We start from the raw sequence: 18,857 nt of genomic DNA on the forward strand, positions 1-18,857 counted from the left end.
ATAACTCAGACATCAATCTGAATTTTGCGTATACAGGGCCACTAACCTAATGATCATTTAATATTAATCCTATTGATGCATAAATAATGACAGTACCGAAAATGAACATCATATGGAATAAAGAGTATGCAAACATACGATTCGCCCACTTCTTCCCTTCCTTCTTATGATACCCCATAATACTCATCCATAGCCAAATTGCCCCTAAAATAATCGAAACAAATGTGAGCCCTAAGCTAAGGGGTAAAAATAAGAAGCTCGTTAAGATTAATAGTACTAAGTAAATATTAGTTTGAATATAAGTACGGCGCTCGCCTTTTACTACAGGAAGCATCGGGATATTCGCTGCTGCATAATCATCCTTTTTCCGAATAGCAATTGCGTAAAAGTGAGGCATTTGCCAAATCATGACGATAATGAATAATGCCCACGCTGCCGGATGCCAAATATCTGGTGCTACAGCAGCCCACCCAATAAGTGGTGGCATTGCCCCTGAAATACTGCCAACTTCTGTGTTCCAAATGGTACGGCGCTTCGTCCACATTGTATATGGTACAACGTAGAAAAATACACCGAGAAATCCTAAGAATGATGCAAGTGGTGTCGCTAAAGCAAGTAGTGCAATTCCGATTATCAGTAACGAGATTCCGACAACTAAAACGAGTTTAGGCGATAATTCTCCAGTTACGGTTGGCCGATTTTTCGTACGTTGCATGACTACATCAATGTCACGATCGTATAAATTATTAAACGAGCCCGCTGCAGCAATTACTGCCGCCGTTCCTAAAATTGCACAGAAGATATTCAAAATATTATCTCCGAAACTTAACTCATATGTGTATAAAGCGAGCATCAGACCTGCTACCATCGGAATTAAATTAGATTTAATAATCCCTGTTTTAACAGCCAATGCCCATAAATTCAAATTAGATTGCTTTTTCATGGTGTCTAGTTTAACACTCCTTCATTTTCCAACACGACATTTCGAATTTCTCGATATATTACTCTTCTAAATATAACAGAATTACTGACCATTCGCCTTCCTTTTGAAGTGACAATCTGTTGACATATAGTGAGGGTTCCACTGCGCTGCACTCTACACAACTCAGACACTATTCTGAATTGCTTTAAATTATTTGCAACACTAACTTATTAGCGCCCCTTTTGCATTTATTTTATTTTAGCGATTAAATTAGCACCTAAATTGGTTATCTTTAATTAATCCCATTATTTCGCTAAATTATCTTTAATGTTTCCTGAAGCTTTTCTACTACCCTTGATAAAGCTAATATTGAATTTGTCGTATCAGATTCTTCAATATCCAAGGAATGATTTGCATTTTGGACAACCTCTATCTTTAACTTTGAGTTACTTAATTGTTCCATTTGATTTGAATTAAAGTGAGGGTCTTTGTTCCCGATGACTAAAAGCCCTTGATGTTCGCTATTCAAGATTGACTCAAAAATAGAATCGAATTTTAACAATGGAGTGAGTACAATCATTTTCGAATTTGAAAATTCAATTCTTTTCATTAAGTCATTAGCAATTGGAATTGTTCCAAGTGATTTACCTAAAAAAATGGTTTCATCGTATTGACCATTCTTAAGAACATCCAAAATGACTGGGTTAATATCATCCAACATTGTTTTGGATATTTCTTCGAGAGTTGTTTTCAATAAATGTTCTCCATAGGAGTAATGGACATGAACAATATCAATTCTATTTTGAATCATTGTCATTGTTGCATAATAAAATAAGGGTTTATCATAATTGTAACCTGAACCTGAAAACATAAAGCAAATCGTTTTGGACCCGATTTCAAATTGTGTATAGTTAATTATCTTATCATTCATGTGTATATTCTTTTTATTTACTTTCATCATTTTCCCCTCCGGTTGTTATAAGAGTTCTCTGTGTCCCACACAACGCAAACACTATTCTAAATTGCATCTAAATTGATAGTAATACAGGGACTTTACTATTTGTATCAATTAAAACCACACAGAGACTTCGGTACCATCCTTATAAACTCTTATCAAATCTGGATCATAGTTAATAGGAGTTTCTGAGAAACTAAACCAAATACGGCCATTTGTTGTCTCCATAATTGTAGCCTCAGCACTCGCTTGGTCTTTATATTTAACTAGTAATTTTTCGATTCCATCATCATTAATAACGCCCATTGCTATTGAAACGTAATCTTCCTTTGATACCGATCCACGAGGAAGTAAATTGGTAAATGATTTAGTTAATATTGAGTCATTCTGATTAAAATCTTCACTTCCAGACCCACAACACCAACGATAGCCAAATAAGTTTTTTTCGATCAAAGCTGCAGATAAAAAATCAGAATAACGATATATGATAATGGCATTACCATCCTTCGCGGTAGAATAGTAAATTTCATCAATAGAGATATTCGAACCTTTTATGGCTTTTTCGAGGGTCTTAAAATTCTTTTGATAATAAAGTACAATAACAAATAGAAGCAATAATATCATTGCAATAAATGAACGCCGTTTTTTCAATTTCAATCATTCCCCCTATAGAAATTATTTTTGTTTAGAGATTTAGTAAGGGTTCCCTCACTATCTGCCATCTTATAAGTACCTTTCCAATATCACTGCCTTTTTCTTTTACTAAAGGAATCATTACATCTGCAGAGTTGGGAAAATGATGTTCGTACTTTATATCATTAATCATAACTACATTCACCAATTCAATTTCACCATCTGGACAACCACTCAAAAGAACTAAGAAAAAGACGATGAGCATAATATTTTTCATGTAATTCAACTGCCCCTTATTTTTCGTTCCTATGCTTTACTTGAATAATTCACACATTTTAGCTATGGGAATTGTAAAGTAACTCCCAGTAAATAACTCTTTCGACACACTTTCGAAAATACCTTCAAAATCTATCTTTATCTATGTCTTTTGATCAGTTAAACCAAGAGTCTCATGATTTGATGAGTTATATGCTAACCTACTTGATGTCACTCTTATACCATATTTTTTATTAGAATTCTAATTCGATTTGTTCAATTTCCCCAAAAACATGATTAAACTTTTTAATGAATTCATTCCAACTTTTCGATGCCTGTATTAAGATCTCGAATTTATTTAGGCACTTTTCTAAGTGGAAATTACCAATATCGTCGATTAAAATGGCTCAGCCTATTAGTATTGCTTTGTAACATGTACATGTATGATCCCATAGGATAGGTAAGAACATGTGACTATTTCTAAAAAATGGGGGAGAAAAAATGAATGAAATTCTAGCTTTCAGACAGGTGGATCACCCTGTCCTTGTAGAAGCTACACAAATCGCTCCAAACCAAATAAGTATTACGTATGATCAACCGGCAGACTTTGCATCTGCAACAAACGTTTCAAACTACTGGATTAGAAGTAATATGGGTCCTATCGGCATTGCGACCGTCGGAATGAACGATCCACTTATGAGTTCGAATGCAATTCGTCCTGAAATAGGAATGATTACCCCTGTAAGCAATTCTAAAACAAGATTCGTAATGTCATTTAGAGTAAATGCAATGACAGGAGTTATGTATACTGTACTACCATGTTTTGTGAATTTAGAAGGTCGAACAGGATTTATGGGAGAAAACTGGGGTCCACTCAGTCGGAACATGTTTATCGGAATGTAAGCTTCATGTAAACCTTGGAGGGGAGTATATAGATGTGGCGTTAGATAAAAGATATTTATATCGTTAAGAAAATTCAACTAAAAAAAAAGCCTAATTTCTCGCTTAGAAATCAGGCTTTTATTACTTCATGAATCAACCTTTTGTTTAATAAAGTACCGAAGTAGCTTTAAACCCCTTTATCAGCAGCATCCGTCCAGTCCCGTGCTACGTCAAGCTACGAACTATACTTTCGTGCGAAGCACTGAGCAAAAATGGGCTCGGTTCGCCTACGCTGTATAGATGCAAATAATGCATCGCACGGGTGCAGGCGGTGTAAAACAATCTGAGAAGGCTCTCATCGGAGTATACTTCAGCCGATGCATCATATATGATAACTGAATCGAATTCAATGCCTTTTGCCAAATACGCCGGTATCACAACGATGCCTTGCTCGTATTCGACTGAGCCGCTCTTCACGAGCTTAATTTCTTCGACGCCACTTAAGTTATCGTATGCAACGGCGCTTTCTTCAGCGGATTTGCATATTATCGCAATCGTTTTATACTTCTGTTTCCGCAAATAGGAGACTTTGGAAACGATGCAGCGATGCAGTTCTTTCCGATCGGTCAACTGCGTAAGAACAGGCTTCTCCCCATCGCGTTCAAAAGCGGTAATCCGTTCGCCATTAGGCACAAGTCCACGTGTAAATTCGACGATTGGTCTTGTGGATCTGTAGCTACGGGACAGGTTTATCGTATTCGTTTCATTCGGTCCATATAAGCTAGTAAGCGTATCAAAATCTACCGTTTCGCTAGCATGGGCGAATATTGCCTGGTTGAAATCTCCAAGCACAGTCATTTTTGATGCAGGAAACAAACGTTTCAAAAATTCGAATTGAAATGGAGAATAATCTTGTGCTTCGTCTACAAGTATATGCTTGATTGAGCTGTTCGTCTGGAAGCCCTGAATTAACTCTTTCAAAAGTAAAAATGGTGTAGCATCTTCGTAAAAGAGTTTACCTTCATCTAACATTTTCAAAGTGGAGAAGCAAATACCCTCCCATTCTTCGGAGATTTCCCCATCCATCCAGTTCGCATCAGCGAAAAGTTGTTTGTATATTCCTTTGATGTTGACGAAACGAAGCTCTCGAATTTGTTTGCATAACAACTTCAATTTCTGGCGAACAATTAATTGACCAAGCGCTTCCGGTTCCATCTCATAATCATCAGACGATGCTCCTTTAAAGCCTTGTTTTTTCCGTAATTGATTATAGGCTTTTTGGTATTCATCTTCACTAAGTAACTCGATTTTTTCTTGTACCCATGCCTCTGTCCATTCGTGCTTCTCAACTTCATCCACTTGCTTGTTTAGCCAATCCGTTAACTTCTCAATTCTGTTATGAAATCGGAGTGATGTGTCTTCGTTATAAAACCTTTCCGTGATTTGCTTAGCAGTGACAATATGTTTTCCTCTGAATTTAATACCTTTGAATTGCATCCCGAATAATTCCAGCGACTGTCTGTATCTTTTGATTATCTCAAAAAAACGAACTGATGCTTTGAATCGAATGCTCTCAGACCTAGTTCGGTACGAAGGATCATCCATTGCAGTCAACACATATTCCAATTGTTCATAAGGACCCTCCACTTGAAACTCGTCACTTAGGCGATGAACCAAGTATTCTTGGAATGTGACCTGCTGCATATTTTCTTCACCAAGTTCAGGCAACACATTGGATACGTAACTGTTAAACATCGAATTAGGTGAAAATAAAATGATTTGATCAGCCTTCAAACTATCTCGATATTTATACAGCAGGTAAGCAATCCGCTGTAGAGCAGCTGACGTCTTGCCGCTACCTGCAGCTCCTTGAACGATGAGCAGCCGCCCATGATCGTGCCGGATAATCTGGTTTTGTTCCATTTGAATGGTGGAAACAATGCTATGCAAATGCTTATCTGTGCTTTTTCCGAGCACTTGTTGTAAAATCTCGTCTCCTATCGTGAGACTAGTTTCAAACATCGATTCGACAACGCCGCCACGGATAATATATTGCCACTTTTCCTCCAGGACGCCATCAATAACTCCTTCAGGTGTAGTGTATTCGGCAGGACCAGATGAATAATTGTAATAGACGCTTGAGATTGGCGCACGCCAGTCATATATTAGAAAGTTCTCTCCGCTTAAATCCATGAGTGTAGAGATGCCTATATAAATTCTTTCCGTATTGGAAGTTCCTTCTTCCATAAAATCGATTCGACCGAAATAAGGCACATCCTCCATTCGCTGTAGTGCGGACAATTTATTGGAAGCTTGCTTGTGAGTGCTTTGGCTTACAGAAAGGTTCTGAGCCTGTTGTCTTAAGCTAATGATTGTCTCAAGATAATCGTCGAAAGTATCTGTGTTTACCTTGACGTCGTCCCAAAAGTGTTTGCGGAAACCGACCACCTCTTGACGACGCCAATCGGTTTCTTCCTTTAGCTTTCCGATTTGTTCTGTAATAGTCTCCATTACGTTATCCAATCGTTCTTGCTCCCGCGGAAGTTCTGTTTTCATAACAAGCACCCCTTTAAATAAATATGTTTGACAAAAAAAGATTTTTGGTATAAAATAATAATAAGTACTACTATGGATATTTTTCATGAAAAGTGTTTCTAAATAAACTTAACATAATTTTTCACTTTTATCAATCTATTTTACATAAATATAAGGTGCCCAATTCTAATTTTTTTTTAGAATTGGGCACCTTTCATTTAAATTAAAAAACCTATCTTTTATTTTTATTGCTTGTTTATTCCTATTATCTTTTTCGCTTGTAAAAACAGAAAAAAGTTGATTATTTTAGTGGTCCTGTTTAACTAAGGCTTCATGAAGTTCTTTTCTTAGTTGTTGTTCAGAAATTTCAATAGCAGTTTTTTGGATACACTTTAAATGCTCTTACAGTAAGTTAGTCCCTGCCCGCCTCGTATAACTTCTGCGCCAACATAGCTGGCCTTGTTCGCGTGTCCGTAAAGTGGTCGCCGTCTCCCACTATCAGGCGAAACTGGCCGAGTCGAGTAGACATATGCGGATTCCAACCGAAACCCTCTCCTTGCGGCAATGTATTATCTTGATAGAAATAGACATAGCTTTTTGGCGTGGGCAGAGCGTAGAACGCTTTAAGATCCAGATTCTCGAAAAGCGGTATAGCCGGTTCCGGAATGACGTCTGCATACATTTGTTCAGCTTCCTCTAAAGTGGCCGTATTGACGAATAAATCCCGAAACAGTGGAAACGGAAGCTTGATCGTATCATCCCTCGAGCTGGCTCTGAGTTGCTCGAATCCTTGCCTAGTTTGGGGCGGTAACTCGTCGGCAAGTGATTCGCCATCTTTCAGTACGAACGCGTCCCAAAAGACGAGGCGCTTGATGCGATCCGATACCTGTTCTGCAACCTTTTGGATGACTGTTCCACCAAAGCTGTGACCGACAAGAACAAAGTTGCGTAGGTTCAGTCTCGTTATAAAATCAACGACGGACTTCGTGATCATCGCATGCGTGACATCTTTGTTTGGATCTTTACCGTGACCTGCGTATTCCGGCGTATACACGGCATGGCCTCGACTCCGCAGCACCGCCGCTACGCCGTCCCAGAAGTGAGCGTCAGCCCAAGATCCATGCACAAGTACGAAGGTTAGCCTTTGCTGTGCAAGTAGACTGTATTTTTCATTCGATTCGAGGACACCATTTCTCCAGAAATAAGGGAAGTAATAATACCCGCGGGGCATAAAACTATAATCGGGATAGGGGAATTGATGGGTTTCTTGACTATAAGGAAACATGTACAAAACATCCTTTCAAATCTACATATATTATCAACTTATGCCCAGTGCATTTGAGAGGTTCCGACCCCATCCACCAATATGGTACGGCTCATCGTACATTACATAAGGACATAGTAAGATTTGAACACAAAATTTATATTTCGATTCAATTAAAATTTAACAAATCCATTTGATGATTCATTTTTGAATTCTATCCAATCATTGAATAAACTCTTATAATATGTAAAGTCTTCATATATATCCTTTTTATATTGCTCAGTTTCTACTTTATTATTAGGCTCTGTTAGACTTTATGAGTGGTATTTACTCATGAAAAGTGGATTACTCTTTGATGTAATCCACTTTTCATTATTATTTATTTTTAAATATAAGAATAATGTGACGGAAGGCTATAATTCTCATTTGAATACATCAAAAACTTTGCTTTCACCATCTATATACTGGCAAATAACAATTTGTAGGTTTTTAACATTCCAGTCTGAGGAGCGTAGATATATAAATGATTTATCCAATTCTACAATTATACAAATTCCATCTCTCCCTTTGCTCTGCTAAAGCGCTGTTAGTTCAAGAACTCTGTTTTAAGAATACTCATTCTTAAACGGTTAACAAACTCACCATTTCTATATCGGTCTTGCCTTAAAATACCTTCCTCCATATAACCCATTCTTTTATACGACTTAATTGCCTTTTTGTTATCCACTTCTACTCTAAGCCAAATCTTATTAAGTTCTAATTCATTAAACTCCCACATCAACATTTCACTCATTGCAGATAATCCATATCCTTTACCCCAATAGTTTTTATCACCAATCGCTATACCTAATTCAGCATGTTTGTTTAATTTATCTATGTTCTTCAAATCAATCCAACCAATATGTTTGCCTTGTTCAGTTAAAATGGCTTTTTGTTCATATCCATTTGTTTTATCAATGCATATTTTAATCCAGTTTCGAGTTTCTACTCTGCTAAATGGTGGATACTTCTGTGGCATATTTAGGTGTTTAGTCACTTCTTTATCTAAACACCATTTATATCGTTCTTCAGCGTCATCAAGAGATAATTCTCTTAATTGGACTTTCGGTAATTCTGTTGTTTTCATTCCTCTGTCCCCCTTACGTAATTCTAATTACTTTATTTTACTTACATCCTTAAAATAGAACCTATTCATTTTTCAAACTGCAATAATATGTATCTATTGCCAGTTTTCCATCTTGATTTAAACTATTTCGACATTCATTTCTTTTATCCTTTAATAATGTTTCAGTCGACAGATTATGTCCATGCTAGGCGCACAATAAAACCCGGTTGACATAGCCAACCGGGTTTTCAGAATTAATTATATGCTTTTCGAGAAATGTCTTTCGTATATCTCCAGTATAGAAATACATGTAGTACTATAACAACTACTATAATACTTAATGTACCGATTGGAAGGAAAAAGGTAATTAATCCGCTAATAAGAAATAATAAAAAATATCAACAAGTGTATTTCATATTTTAATTATTCCTATAGAAGTGAAAAGAAGGAATGAAATTAAATTTCATTCCTTCATAAAATAACTTTACTATAAAGGGAATATTAAACAATATCAAAGAATCAACTATAAAACTTCCTAAAATAAAATTAAGCATATTATATTTACTTTTCCCATCAATTTAAGTGTCAATTTAAACAATATGTAATATTATCCAAATTTACTTTTAAATGCATTAAATATTTTAAGTCTATTCTTGCCTAACATAAAATTAAGTATATCCTTGCCAATATGGCAAAGATATACTTAAAGTCGCAGTTTTTGTTGAGTGGTTTGCTTTTTTGTATGGAAGTGGCGGGAGTCGAAACACTATTATACAGGAATGGCTTCAAGTCAACATTCACGTTTGTTCGAACAAACATAAATGCATATCGAGCAGGTACTATTTCAATTCTTATTTACAGAACCGAGACCTCTTCCCGTTTAACTTGGCGAGCAATTTTCTCTGTTAAGCGTGTTGTCACTTTCGGCAACACCATTTTAATAACAGGCGTCAACACTGCGCCTGTTAAGCCGCCTGTATTTACTTCAATTGTCCCTGTCATCGTTGTTTGCCCTGCCGTTTCTTCAGCAGTAAACTTGCCACTACCTGTAAAGTTGTCAGTTAACCCTTTTAACTCGAACCGTATCGTCGATGGCTCATGAAATTCAGTGACGTTTAACTCCATTTTCACAGACTTTTTAAATCCTTTAAAATTCCCTTCAAATGTCCAAACTGACTTTTGTTTATCAATTTGCTCATGCTCCTTGTAGGCAGGAACCATTATTGCCCAGTTTTCAATTTGACTAACGTAATCCCAAACGTTCTCTACAGATGCTGGAATGATTACAGAATGCGATGCGAGTGCCATTCGTTTCACTACTTCCTTCTTTATGTAATTGTAATTTGAATCTACCATCAACATTTTAGCATTTTAACTGTACAGATTCACCTTTAGCGATTGATGAATTTCGGCCGACGGTAGTCAGCATATGAATTCTTAAAATCTAATAGTAGAACATTCGCTTTCTGTTTGGCACAATAAATAGGAAAAATATTACAAATTAAGGTTCGGAGTGAAAAGTAAAGGTTATATATTGCCAATACTGAAAAATCGTTTCAATATACATCTATTGAGATTGCCTTTTACCATTAACCATCTCAGTGATCATCTCAGCATTCTTGATTTCTGTTGGTTTGGAATAAAGTAAGATCTAAAATATCCCCAAAATCCATATTTTAAGTTAAATATAAAGAACTCGTTTTGAAAAATGATTGATCAAAACGGGTTAATTCTTTGTGAAATACTATGCGATTTTTATAATAAAGTTTGATCATTTTCTACCTAGTAATTCTAAAACAATCGCGCCCGATTGCGGTATAAATATTATATTTTTGCTAAGACAGAGTTAACAAAATCAGTTTTTTCTTCTGGATATTTGTGTTTATTATGGGTCAAGACGTTGATAGCTTACATTTCTTTCCGAGAGATCCTATTCTACTAAGGATTCTGTTATTTTCCCATCTAGATTTTTAATCGCCAACATCGAATTATCCTGAATGATTCCTGTATCTACGAAACCAAATGAAGCGTATAATGTTTTAGCTGTGACATTACTTGTTCGATAAAAGAGGGCTACATATTTTGCTTCTCCATCTGGCGTAGTTTCAATATCCATCAACATTTTTTCAAATGCAAGTTTGCCATATCCTTTCCCCTGGTAGCTCTTTTCAATCATAATATGCCAAACAAAATAGCTCTTCTTCCCGTAAAAAACTTCATTTTCAAATGATTCATGATCCAACGTATCATAAATATACATCAAAAATCCAACCGCAACTTCATCGGCATAAATGGCAAAGGGAGTCGCTGGTATACCGTCTTCGTTCAACATATGAGCGTCTGCAAAGCTTCTGAGGTTAGTAGTTTCTATTAAGTCTTCCTGGTTTTCTTCAACTTCAAGTGCTATTACTTCATCTATGTTATCCCCGTTTATCTTTCGTAATTCAATCATTTTTTCATCTCCTCTCTTAAGACAAGCCACTTCCACACATGGCCTAAAACATTCCAAATATCATTTCCATAATTATCAAAATAGGGTACACAAAATATTCACCAATGCTAACTCTTTTTCCCCTGTGATTTCTAATCCTTCTTCCGCAAAATGGCCAGTTTGTTGAATTGTCATAATCCATCTTGGCAATGCAATTGTATCAAACCTTTTTACAAATTATCGGACTTTATTACAAATGATCAATCTTTATTTTAAATCTACAATTTCAATCGCTCATTTACAATATTATAAATTGAATAAATGGAGTATTCGATATATGTCTTTCGCGTTCATTGGGGGTATTCTATTTGGCGCAATTGCAAATTATACACAATCCATACTTATTCCTATATTGCTTCATATGAATTCAATTTTTTATCAGCATATTACGTAAGCCCGAATTATAAAAAATAAGGCATTGAAGTAGCAAGGGGAAATACATTTTTACTATCAGGTGATTTTTCTTGTGGCATTAAGAAAGCACCCCCTAAAATTGATACGTTGATCGTACCAGGGAGGTGCTACATTTGGATATTCGTTGTTTGATTGGGGGCTTACTTTATTTCTCTAACTCCAACCAAGCCACACACTCCACATGCACAGTATGCGGGAACAGGTCGACAGGTTGCACGGTTTGAAGCGTGTATCCGAATGGCAGCAATTCAGCTACATCCGTTGCAAATGTGTCAGGACTGCATGATACATAGACGATCCGTTTTGGTTTGGAGCGTCCAATGCGACGCATCACTTTCCCGCCAGCCCCGCCACGTGGTGGGTCAATCAACAGAATATCAGCGAATCCGAAATAATCATGCATCTCATCTAGTCCTCTACGTGCATCACGGGCAAGGAATGTCGTGTTATGCAAATCATTATCGATGGCATTGCGTTTTGCTGATTCAATCGATGTCTCGACAATCTCGATTCCCGCCAATTCCTTCACACGTGCAGCGAACGGTAATGAGAACGTGCCGACACCACAAAACAAGTCGATCATTTTCTCGTCTTCCTTTGGTTTCCCCATTTCCAACGCAAGGTCCACAAGCTTTTGGGCCTGTTTTGGATTCGTCTGGAAGAATGTATCGAACCAAAGACGATAGCGATAGCCAGCCATTTCATCATAAATGAAATCACGCCCCGCTAAAAGATGCGTATCCTCGGATTGTGCGCGATCCGCCCAGTCTGTGTTCACAAGCCAAAGAAGGCTTTTCACATTCGGGAACTTCTTAGTGATCCGCTCGACAAGATTTTCAACTGCAGACACCAATTCACCGTCAGGGGTTTTCGTAGCGAACAATGCCAACATCATTTCGCCGGTCGCAAACGATTCCCGCACCATCAAATGACGAAGAAGCCCATCATGTGCATCTTTGTCATAGCCTTTAAGGCCGAACTCTTTTACCCATTCGCCGACTTCCAACATGCCATCGACCATATTCCGGCCTGCAATCAGACACGTTTCCAGTGGGATGATCTTGCGGAAATTCCCTTGTTCATGCAGGCCAATATCCCCTTCAGGCGAAAACGTGAACTCCATCTTATTACGGTAATGCCAAGGGTCGTCCATGCCGATCGTATCCAGTACCAGTTCAGGATCTAATCCTTCACGTTTCAATGCGTTCTTCACTTGCTCGGTCTTATGCTTCAATTGACCTTCATACTTCCAGTGTTGCCATACACAACCTCCGCAAAGCTCAAAATGAGGACAAGGCGCATCCGTCCGTTCGGGGCTTGCGGCTAGAATCTCTATAGGCATTGCTTTTCTTCTTCGCTTATCGGGATGATCGACGACAACTTGAACTGACTCCCCCTTGAGCGTATGCGGAATCGTCAGCTTCAGCTTTCTAGGTTTGAAACCTTTATCATTCTCAAACCAAATCACAGCTTGTCCATTGCCTTTATAATCTATATGGTCAATTTCTACGACGTGGGTTTCTTCATTTACAATAGTCAAGGAATGATTCCCCTTTCAACATTCAATTCGTGTATTGAAGGATTATTTTCACACTGCTTGTGTATCTCTTCAAAACAGACATATCTTGTCATTATAACGAAAATGGGTCTGAATGAACATGCACTTTTTACAAATTCATCAACATGAATACTTATCGCTAAAATTCGTTCACACAAATTAATGTTGTGCATCAAACGACAAGAAATGATAATATGTATGATGGTAAAGAACTTGGCAATAGCTAAAATCGTTTTTATTTGTTGCAACTGGAGGAGATAAAATGAGTAACGAACATAATTTTTGGCTTGATTTACCGAAGCCGTTTTTTATATTAGCACCAATGGAAGATGTCACAGATGTTGTATTTCGTCACGTAGTTAGTGAAGCTGCAAAACCCGACGTATTTTTCACGGAATTCACAAATACAGAAAGTTATTGTCACCCTAAAGGAAGAGACAGTGTACGTGGTCGGTTAATGTTCACAGAAGATGAGCAACCGATTGTCGCTCATATTTGGGGCAATAAACCAGCATTTTTTGAACAGATGAGTATTGATATGAAAAAACTTGGTTTTCGTGGTATCGATTTAAACATGGGATGCCCAGTACAAAACGTCGCAGCCAACGGAAAAGGTGCTGGATTAATACACCATCCTGAAGTTGCAGCAGAAATTATACAAGCAGCAAAAGCAGGCGGATTACCAGTTAGTGTTAAAACAAGATTGGGTTATACGAATATTGACGAGTGGCGCGATTGGTTAGGCCATATATTGAAACAAGATATTGCGAATCTTTCCATTCATCTTCGTACAAGAAAAGAGATGAGTAAAGTAGATGCACACTGGGAACTAATCCCTGAAATAAAAAAATTACGAGATGAAATTGCTCCAAATACATTGTTAACCATTAATGGAGATATTCCTGACCGCGCAACAGGATTAAAATTAGTAGAACAATACGGCGTTGATGGTGTCATGATTGGCCGCGGCATTTTTACCAATCCATTTGCATTTGAAAAAGAACCGAAAGAACATAGCGTGAAGGATTTTCTCAATTTACTATTTTTACAGTTGGATCTTCACGATAAATATTCAACAGAAACCGAACCACGTCCATTTAAACCACTTCTTCGCTTTTTCAAGATTTATATTCGTGGATTTAAAGGCGCAGCCGAACTAAGAAACCAATTAATGGATACTACGTCGACAGATGAAGTACGTCGTTTAGTAAAAGATGTTTTAGATACAGAATTAGATTGAGGCATACCCACCTATGCATGATTAAAAAGACTTGCTGTTAAAACAAGTCTTTTTAAGGAACTATAGTTTTAATCTAATAGAACTCTCGAATAGCTATAATATCTGCTGTTATTAGATTATACTCTTTTAAAAAGTACTCTTCGTATGTACCGTACATAGTAATGTTGTTTCCTTATAATTCGATTTTCCAAATACTTCCTCCTGACTTTAGTTAACAATATCAGGGGTTATCCGCAGGATTTGTTTCAGGGACAAATGTGCTTCATTACATGGACAATATTTCGTTGATCTTGTATGGTTCCTGTATTGGTGCTAATGACTAAGTATTTTTTATTAGTCAAAATGAAAAATTCTGTTATAATGAGTTTTGGAATATAATTTAATAGTTAGAATTGTAGGGGGACCGGTGTTGCCGGTTGAGATTACATCCTTAAGATGTGCGACTCTTAGAACCTGATCTGGTTGATACCAGCGGAGGGAACATATTCTTGAACAATTGATACAATTGATATTGTTTGCATATATGCGCCCTGGGTTCTCCCCTAGGGCGTTTTTATTATGTACATAGGAGGAATAGGAATGAAAAAATGGTTAATCGTATTATGTTCGTTATTAATGATTTCTGGTTGTAGTAATTCAGAATCAGCATCAGTAACGAAAAATAAAGACACACACTCTCTGAAAAAAGTATCTGTCGTACTTGATTGGACACCTAACACGAATCATACCGGATTATACGTGGCAAAAGAAAAGGGTTATTTTAAAGAAGAAGGATTAGATGTGAGCATCATTATGCCAGGTGACGCTGGAGCTGATCAGCTTGTTGCTTCAGGTAAATCCGAGTTTGGAGTAAGCTATCAGGAATCGATCACACAAGCACGGATACAAGAGGTTCCTCTTGTTTCGATTGCAGCCATTATTCAACACAATACATCTGGTTTTGCTTCACCAGCTGGTAAGAACATTGTTACACCAAAAGACTTTGAGGGTAAAACATACGGGGGCTGGGGCTCACCTGTTGAAAAATCTGTTATCTCTTCTTTAATGAATAAAGAAAATGCCGATGTGAATAAAGTTTCTATAGTTAATATGGGAGATACTGATTTCTTTACAGCTGTGAAACGAGATATCGATTTCGCATGGATTTATTATGGTTGGACTGGTGTAGAGTCAGAGCTGCGTGGAGAAAAGCTCAACATGGTATACCTTACAGACTACTCTGATAAACTCGATTATTACACTCCAGTTCTAGCAACTAACGAAAACATGATAAATGAAAACCCAGATACAGTAAAAGCCTTTGTGAAAGCTGTTTCCAAAGGGTATGAATTTGCTATTAATAATCCATCCGATGCTGCTGAAATTTTAATAAAAGCAGTGCCTGACTTGGATCCAAAGCTTGTTAAAAAAAGTCAAGAATGGCTAGCCACTAAATATCAAGACGATGCACCAAGATGGGGCGATCAAAAACAAGAAGTATGGGAAAATTATGCTTCATGGATGTTTGACAATGGGCTGCTTGAAAAACAACTTGATGCCCAAAAAGCATTTACAAATAATTTTTTACCACAATAGGGGGATTATAAAATGACAAATTCACTGATTAGCATTCAAATCATACCAAAAACAAAAAATGGAGAAAATGTAATTCCATCTGTAGATGAAGCAATTCGAGTGATTCAAGAGTCCGGGGTAAAATATGAGGTACATCCTCTTGAAACAACTATGGAAGGCGATTTACAGCAATTACTGCAGGTTATCACGAAAATGAACGATCGCATGATTGAGATGGGAAGCAGTAACGTTATCTCACAAATAAAAGTATTGTACCAGCCATCAGGCATCTCTATGAATCAGCTTACGGAGAAATATAGATAATGATGAAAATTGTATCGAAAGGGTGGAAAACATTAATGGTTCTCCTCCTTTTATTCATTGTATGGGAAACCATTGTGATTAAATATCGAATTCCCAATTGGCTTTTACCCACTCCAACAAAAATATTTTATGAGGGATTCGATGGTTGGTCTAATTTCTACCCACATTTATTATCAACGATCAAACTCTCCTTACTCGGATTTGCATTAGGTTTACTAATCGGTTTACTTACAGCAGTTCTATTACACTTACTCCCTTTCATTCGGGAATCACTTTATCCGTTGCTTATCATATCACAAAACATTCCAATTATTGTCTTGGCTCCTCTTTTAGTGATTTGGTTTGGCTTTGGATTATTACCAAAAATGATCGTCATCACGCTCGTTTGCTTTTTTCCAATCACCGTTGCCGCGTTAGATGGATTTAAGCAAACTTCCACTGAGTTAAAGCATTACATGATTATGGCAGGAGCCTCGAATAAGCAATTATTTTGGAAGCTTGAGCTTCCCTATGCCTTTCCTTCCCTATTTTCAGGTTTAAAAATATCCGCAACCTATAGTGTCATGGGTGCAGTTATTTCTGAATGGCTTGGAGCGAAAGCTGGTATCGGTGTTTATATGACCCTTGCTTCCTCCTCCTTCCGAACAGATAGAGTATTTGTGGCTATATTTGCAATAGTGGCATTAAGTTTATTATTTTTTTCTATAATCGTTCTTATTGAGCGTCGGCTCGTTCGGTGGCAGTTGAAAGGGGAGAAATAGAAGTGAGTCATCTTACTGTTTCAAATATCTCTAAGCAATTTGACAAAATTGAAGTGATCAAAAATCTCACTTTCAAAATTGAAAAAAATGAGTTTGTTTCGATTATAGGTCCATCAGGTAGTGGGAAAAGTACTATTTTTAGTCTTATCGGAGGAATTCTCTCACCAGATAAAGGAACCATTCACTTAGATCATCAAATCATTAACGGAAAACGTGGATTTATTAGCTATATGCCACAAACCCCTTCTCTCCTTCCTTGGAGAACGATTATTGAAAATGTACTGTTAGGACAAGAGCTTCAAGGAAAAAAGGAAAAAGAAGCAGCATTAGAAATGATCGCTATCGCTGGATTAACGGGTTATGAAAATGCGTATCCACATGAATTATCAGGTGGTATGAAACAAAGAGCTTCCTTTATTCGAGCATTATTAAGTCCACAATCCATCATTTGCTTGGACGAACCTTTTTCTGCCTTAGATGAATTAACACGACTTGATATGCAAAAATGGCTTTTATCTATTTGGGAAGACCATCGAAGAACGATCCTTTTTGTAACACATAATATTGAAGAAGCATTATTTCTATCTGACCGAATTATTGTTTTATCCAATAAACCTTCTCAGGTAGCAGCCGAATTCCACGTTCCTTTTTCACGTCCGAGACAGGATAGTCTATTTTTAGAAGACGAGTTCTTAGAATGGAAAAGGAAAATTTACTATTCTCTCAAAAAGACAGGAGAGTGATTAAGTTGCTAAAAATAATTGATGCACATATTCACTTAGATCATTACAACAATCAAGAAATAAAGGATATCATTGAATGTGACTCATCTTTAGAAGCACTAATATCCGTTTCGTTTGATTTGGACTCAAGTAAAAAAAATAGAGAGCTTGCGAAAATTTACTCCAAGGTGAAGCCAGCATACGGCTATCATCCTGAGCAAACGCCTCCTACAGAGAACCAAATGGATGAACTTTTCAGTTGGATAAAGAGCAATCAAAGCGACATGGTTGCAGTTGGTGAAGTAGGACTGCCATATTATTTAAGAAAAGAACAAAAACTAACGACACTTCAACACAGCCAGTACATTGACCTATTAGAAGCATTTATTAAACTGAGTAAGGAATTAGAAAAACCTATCATCCTTCATGCTGTTTATGAAGATGCACCGATCGTTTGTGACCTTTTGGAGGAATACTCTGTTTCAAAAGCCCATTTTCATTGGTTCAAAGGTGATTCTAAAACAATCCAGCGAATGGCAGAAAACGGGTACTATATTTCTGTCACTCCCGATGTTCTGTATGAAGAGGAAATTCAACAGCTCGTTCAATCCTATCCACTTCAGCAAATCATGGTCGAAACTGATGGTCCATGGCCTTTTGAAGGACCTTTTACCGGAAAGATGACTCATCCATCCATGATGAAAGAATCTATTAAAACGATAGCCGAAATAAAAAAACTTCCAATTGATGAGATTTATCATCACGTTTTATATAATACTAAATCATTCTTTTTTATATTATAAAAAAAATTAGATTGATTAAGAAAATGCCATCATTATTAAACTCAAATGATTTTTTTCGTCTTTAAAACTTTTCCCCTGCCAGTAGCTTTTTCAATGATTACGAGACACCCCAATTATTAGCGGGTGTCTTTATAATTTGCTTGCTTATTTAAAAAGGAAAATCATTGCCGTTCTTATCGTGGACAATAAAATCTTCTTTAAAACCGAATTTAACCTACTCTATTGTTGTGAAAATACGTATATAGACATCTTTTATATTAATATTATTTTCTGTATCTTTATATAAACCATATCGCCAAGTTGAGCCAACTAACAAAAAGTGAAATCAAAAGGCATTATCACAAGCATATCCTGAAAAGAAATGCCTGCAATAATGCCCCTATCGAATCCGGCCTAGATACAGTTTATTTTTCATTCTCCATTTATAAGACTATATAAT

At 36.9% G+C, this 18,857-nt stretch carries 18 protein-coding genes and 1 riboswitch; of the genes, 8 read left to right on the forward strand and 10 right to left on the reverse strand.

Annotation, left to right across the window (positions count from 1 at the left end):
- Positions 1-46 precede the first annotated feature (46 nt).
- The 4 genes from cyoE to ACEPXD_RS10150 all read right to left on the reverse strand — a co-directional run bounded on the left by cyoE (position 47) and on the right by ACEPXD_RS10150 (position 2,787).
- Entirely contained in the window at positions 47-943 is an 897-nt protein-coding gene (gene cyoE, locus ACEPXD_RS10135; RefSeq protein WP_391115849.1) for a heme o synthase, read from the reverse strand.
- 292 nt (positions 944-1,235) lie between these two features.
- Positions 1,236-1,880, reverse strand: coding sequence for an alpha/beta hydrolase (locus ACEPXD_RS10140; protein ID WP_391123143.1), 645 nt, complete (start codon positions 1,878-1,880; stop codon positions 1,236-1,238).
- Positions 1,881-1,991: 111 nt separating this feature from the next.
- The gene (locus ACEPXD_RS10145; RefSeq protein ID WP_391115850.1) at positions 1,992-2,534 is read right to left on the reverse strand and encodes a hypothetical protein; all 543 of its coding nucleotides are present in this window, start codon (positions 2,532-2,534) and stop codon (positions 1,992-1,994) included.
- 28 nt (positions 2,535-2,562) lie between these two features.
- The gene (locus ACEPXD_RS10150) at positions 2,563-2,787 is read right to left on the reverse strand and encodes a hypothetical protein (protein ID WP_391115851.1); all 225 of its coding nucleotides are present in this window, start codon (positions 2,785-2,787) and stop codon (positions 2,563-2,565) included.
- A 479-nt stretch (positions 2,788-3,266) separates the two neighbouring features.
- On the opposite strand from ACEPXD_RS10150, the gene ACEPXD_RS10155 reads away from it, so the two are divergent.
- Positions 3,267-3,668: a hypothetical protein gene (locus tag ACEPXD_RS10155; RefSeq protein WP_391115852.1), complete on the forward strand. Its 402-nt coding sequence runs from the start codon at positions 3,267-3,269 to the stop codon at positions 3,666-3,668.
- A gap of 204 nt (positions 3,669-3,872) precedes the next feature.
- Here the strand turns inward: ACEPXD_RS10155 and helD are convergent, their stop codons facing one another.
- The 5 genes from helD to ACEPXD_RS10180 form a co-directional block, all read right to left on the reverse strand.
- Positions 3,873-6,203: an RNA polymerase recycling motor HelD gene (helD, locus tag ACEPXD_RS10160; protein ID WP_391115853.1), complete on the reverse strand. Its 2,331-nt coding sequence runs from the start codon at positions 6,201-6,203 to the stop codon at positions 3,873-3,875.
- 391 nt (positions 6,204-6,594) lie between these two features.
- Positions 6,595-7,467: an alpha/beta fold hydrolase gene (locus tag ACEPXD_RS10165; protein ID WP_391115854.1), complete on the reverse strand. Its 873-nt coding sequence runs from the start codon at positions 7,465-7,467 to the stop codon at positions 6,595-6,597.
- Positions 7,468-8,032: 565 nt separating this feature from the next.
- Positions 8,033-8,572 carry a GNAT family N-acetyltransferase gene (locus ACEPXD_RS10170; RefSeq protein WP_391115855.1) on the reverse strand — a complete coding sequence of 180 codons (540 nt, stop codon included), beginning with the start codon at positions 8,570-8,572 and terminating at the stop codon, positions 8,033-8,035.
- 834 nt (positions 8,573-9,406) lie between these two features.
- Positions 9,407-9,907: a CoxG family protein gene (locus tag ACEPXD_RS10175; protein WP_391115856.1), complete on the reverse strand. Its 501-nt coding sequence runs from the start codon at positions 9,905-9,907 to the stop codon at positions 9,407-9,409.
- A gap of 574 nt (positions 9,908-10,481) precedes the next feature.
- Positions 10,482-11,003 (reverse strand): GNAT family N-acetyltransferase, encoded by a 522-nt coding sequence (locus ACEPXD_RS10180; protein ID WP_391115857.1) that lies wholly within the window; start codon positions 11,001-11,003, stop codon positions 10,482-10,484.
- Positions 11,004-11,319: 316 nt separating this feature from the next.
- Here ACEPXD_RS10180 and ACEPXD_RS10185 point away from each other — a divergent pair, with 316 nt between their 5' ends.
- Positions 11,320-11,436, forward strand: coding sequence for a type II CAAX prenyl endopeptidase Rce1 family protein (locus ACEPXD_RS10185; RefSeq protein ID WP_391123146.1), 117 nt, complete (start codon positions 11,320-11,322; stop codon positions 11,434-11,436).
- Positions 11,437-11,601: 165 nt separating this feature from the next.
- Here ACEPXD_RS10185 and rlmD read toward each other — a convergent pair whose 3' ends face one another.
- Positions 11,602-12,996 carry a 23S rRNA (uracil(1939)-C(5))-methyltransferase RlmD gene (rlmD, locus tag ACEPXD_RS10190; RefSeq protein ID WP_391115858.1) on the reverse strand — a complete coding sequence of 465 codons (1,395 nt, stop codon included), beginning with the start codon at positions 12,994-12,996 and terminating at the stop codon, positions 11,602-11,604.
- Between the two features lie 280 nt (positions 12,997-13,276).
- Between rlmD and ACEPXD_RS10195 the strand changes: the two genes are divergently transcribed.
- The 6 genes from ACEPXD_RS10195 to ACEPXD_RS10220 all read left to right on the forward strand — a co-directional run bounded on the left by ACEPXD_RS10195 (position 13,277) and on the right by ACEPXD_RS10220 (position 18,418).
- Positions 13,277-14,254 (forward strand): tRNA dihydrouridine synthase, encoded by a 978-nt coding sequence (locus ACEPXD_RS10195; protein ID WP_391115859.1) that lies wholly within the window; start codon positions 13,277-13,279, stop codon positions 14,252-14,254.
- A 386-nt stretch (positions 14,255-14,640) separates the two neighbouring features.
- A riboswitch (TPP riboswitch) is annotated at positions 14,641-14,751 on the forward strand.
- Positions 14,752-14,833: 82 nt separating this feature from the next.
- Complete coding sequence (locus tag ACEPXD_RS10200) at positions 14,834-15,829, forward strand: ABC transporter substrate-binding protein (protein WP_391115860.1); 996 nt, start codon at positions 14,834-14,836, stop codon at positions 15,827-15,829.
- Between the two features lie 12 nt (positions 15,830-15,841).
- The gene (locus ACEPXD_RS10205) at positions 15,842-16,132 is read left to right on the forward strand and encodes an MTH1187 family thiamine-binding protein (RefSeq protein WP_391115861.1); all 291 of its coding nucleotides are present in this window, start codon (positions 15,842-15,844) and stop codon (positions 16,130-16,132) included.
- Positions 16,132-16,893, forward strand: coding sequence for an ABC transporter permease (locus ACEPXD_RS10210; RefSeq protein WP_391115862.1), 762 nt, complete (start codon positions 16,132-16,134; stop codon positions 16,891-16,893). The genes ACEPXD_RS10205 and ACEPXD_RS10210 overlap by 1 nt, the downstream gene beginning before the upstream one ends.
- 2 nt (positions 16,894-16,895) lie before the next feature.
- Complete coding sequence (locus ACEPXD_RS10215; RefSeq protein ID WP_391123149.1) at positions 16,896-17,636, forward strand: ABC transporter ATP-binding protein; 741 nt, start codon at positions 16,896-16,898, stop codon at positions 17,634-17,636.
- Between the two features lie 5 nt (positions 17,637-17,641).
- Positions 17,642-18,418: a TatD family hydrolase gene (locus ACEPXD_RS10220; protein ID WP_391115863.1), complete on the forward strand. Its 777-nt coding sequence runs from the start codon at positions 17,642-17,644 to the stop codon at positions 18,416-18,418.
- The last annotated feature ends 439 nt before the right edge of the window (positions 18,419-18,857 follow it).

The organism is Psychrobacillus sp. L3 (genome assembly GCF_042945595.1).
Taxonomy (GTDB): Bacteria; Bacillota; Bacilli; order Bacillales_A; family Planococcaceae; genus Psychrobacillus.

Bases quoted from the DNA above. Each gene is read 5' to 3' on its own strand.
- cyoE (WP_391115849.1), bottom strand. From the start codon at position 943: ATGAAAAAGCAATCTAATTTGAATTTATGGGCATTGGCTGTTAAAACA.
- ACEPXD_RS10140 (WP_391123143.1), bottom strand. From the start codon at position 1,880: ATGAAAGTAAATAAAAAGAATATACACATGAATGATAAGATAATTAAC.
- ACEPXD_RS10150 (WP_391115851.1), bottom strand. From the start codon at position 2,787: ATGAAAAATATTATGCTCATCGTCTTTTTCTTAGTTCTTTTGAGTGGT.
- ACEPXD_RS10155 (WP_391115852.1), top strand. From the start codon at position 3,267: ATGAATGAAATTCTAGCTTTCAGACAGGTGGATCACCCTGTCCTTGTA.
- helD (WP_391115853.1), bottom strand. From the start codon at position 6,203: ATGAAAACAGAACTTCCGCGGGAGCAAGAACGATTGGATAACGTAATG.
- ACEPXD_RS10165 (WP_391115854.1), bottom strand. From the start codon at position 7,467: ATGTTTCCTTATAGTCAAGAAACCCATCAATTCCCCTATCCCGATTAT.
- ACEPXD_RS10170 (WP_391115855.1), bottom strand. From the start codon at position 8,572: ATGAAAACAACAGAATTACCGAAAGTCCAATTAAGAGAATTATCTCTT.
- ACEPXD_RS10175 (WP_391115856.1), bottom strand. From the start codon at position 9,907: ATGGTAGATTCAAATTACAATTACATAAAGAAGGAAGTAGTGAAACGA.
- ACEPXD_RS10180 (WP_391115857.1), bottom strand. From the start codon at position 11,003: ATGATTGAATTACGAAAGATAAACGGGGATAACATAGATGAAGTAATA.
- ACEPXD_RS10185 (WP_391123146.1), top strand. From the start codon at position 11,320: ATGTCTTTCGCGTTCATTGGGGGTATTCTATTTGGCGCAATTGCAAAT.
- ACEPXD_RS10195 (WP_391115859.1), top strand. From the start codon at position 13,277: ATGAGTAACGAACATAATTTTTGGCTTGATTTACCGAAGCCGTTTTTT.
- ACEPXD_RS10200 (WP_391115860.1), top strand. From the start codon at position 14,834: ATGAAAAAATGGTTAATCGTATTATGTTCGTTATTAATGATTTCTGGT.
- ACEPXD_RS10205 (WP_391115861.1), top strand. From the start codon at position 15,842: ATGACAAATTCACTGATTAGCATTCAAATCATACCAAAAACAAAAAAT.
- ACEPXD_RS10210 (WP_391115862.1), top strand. From the start codon at position 16,132: ATGATGAAAATTGTATCGAAAGGGTGGAAAACATTAATGGTTCTCCTC.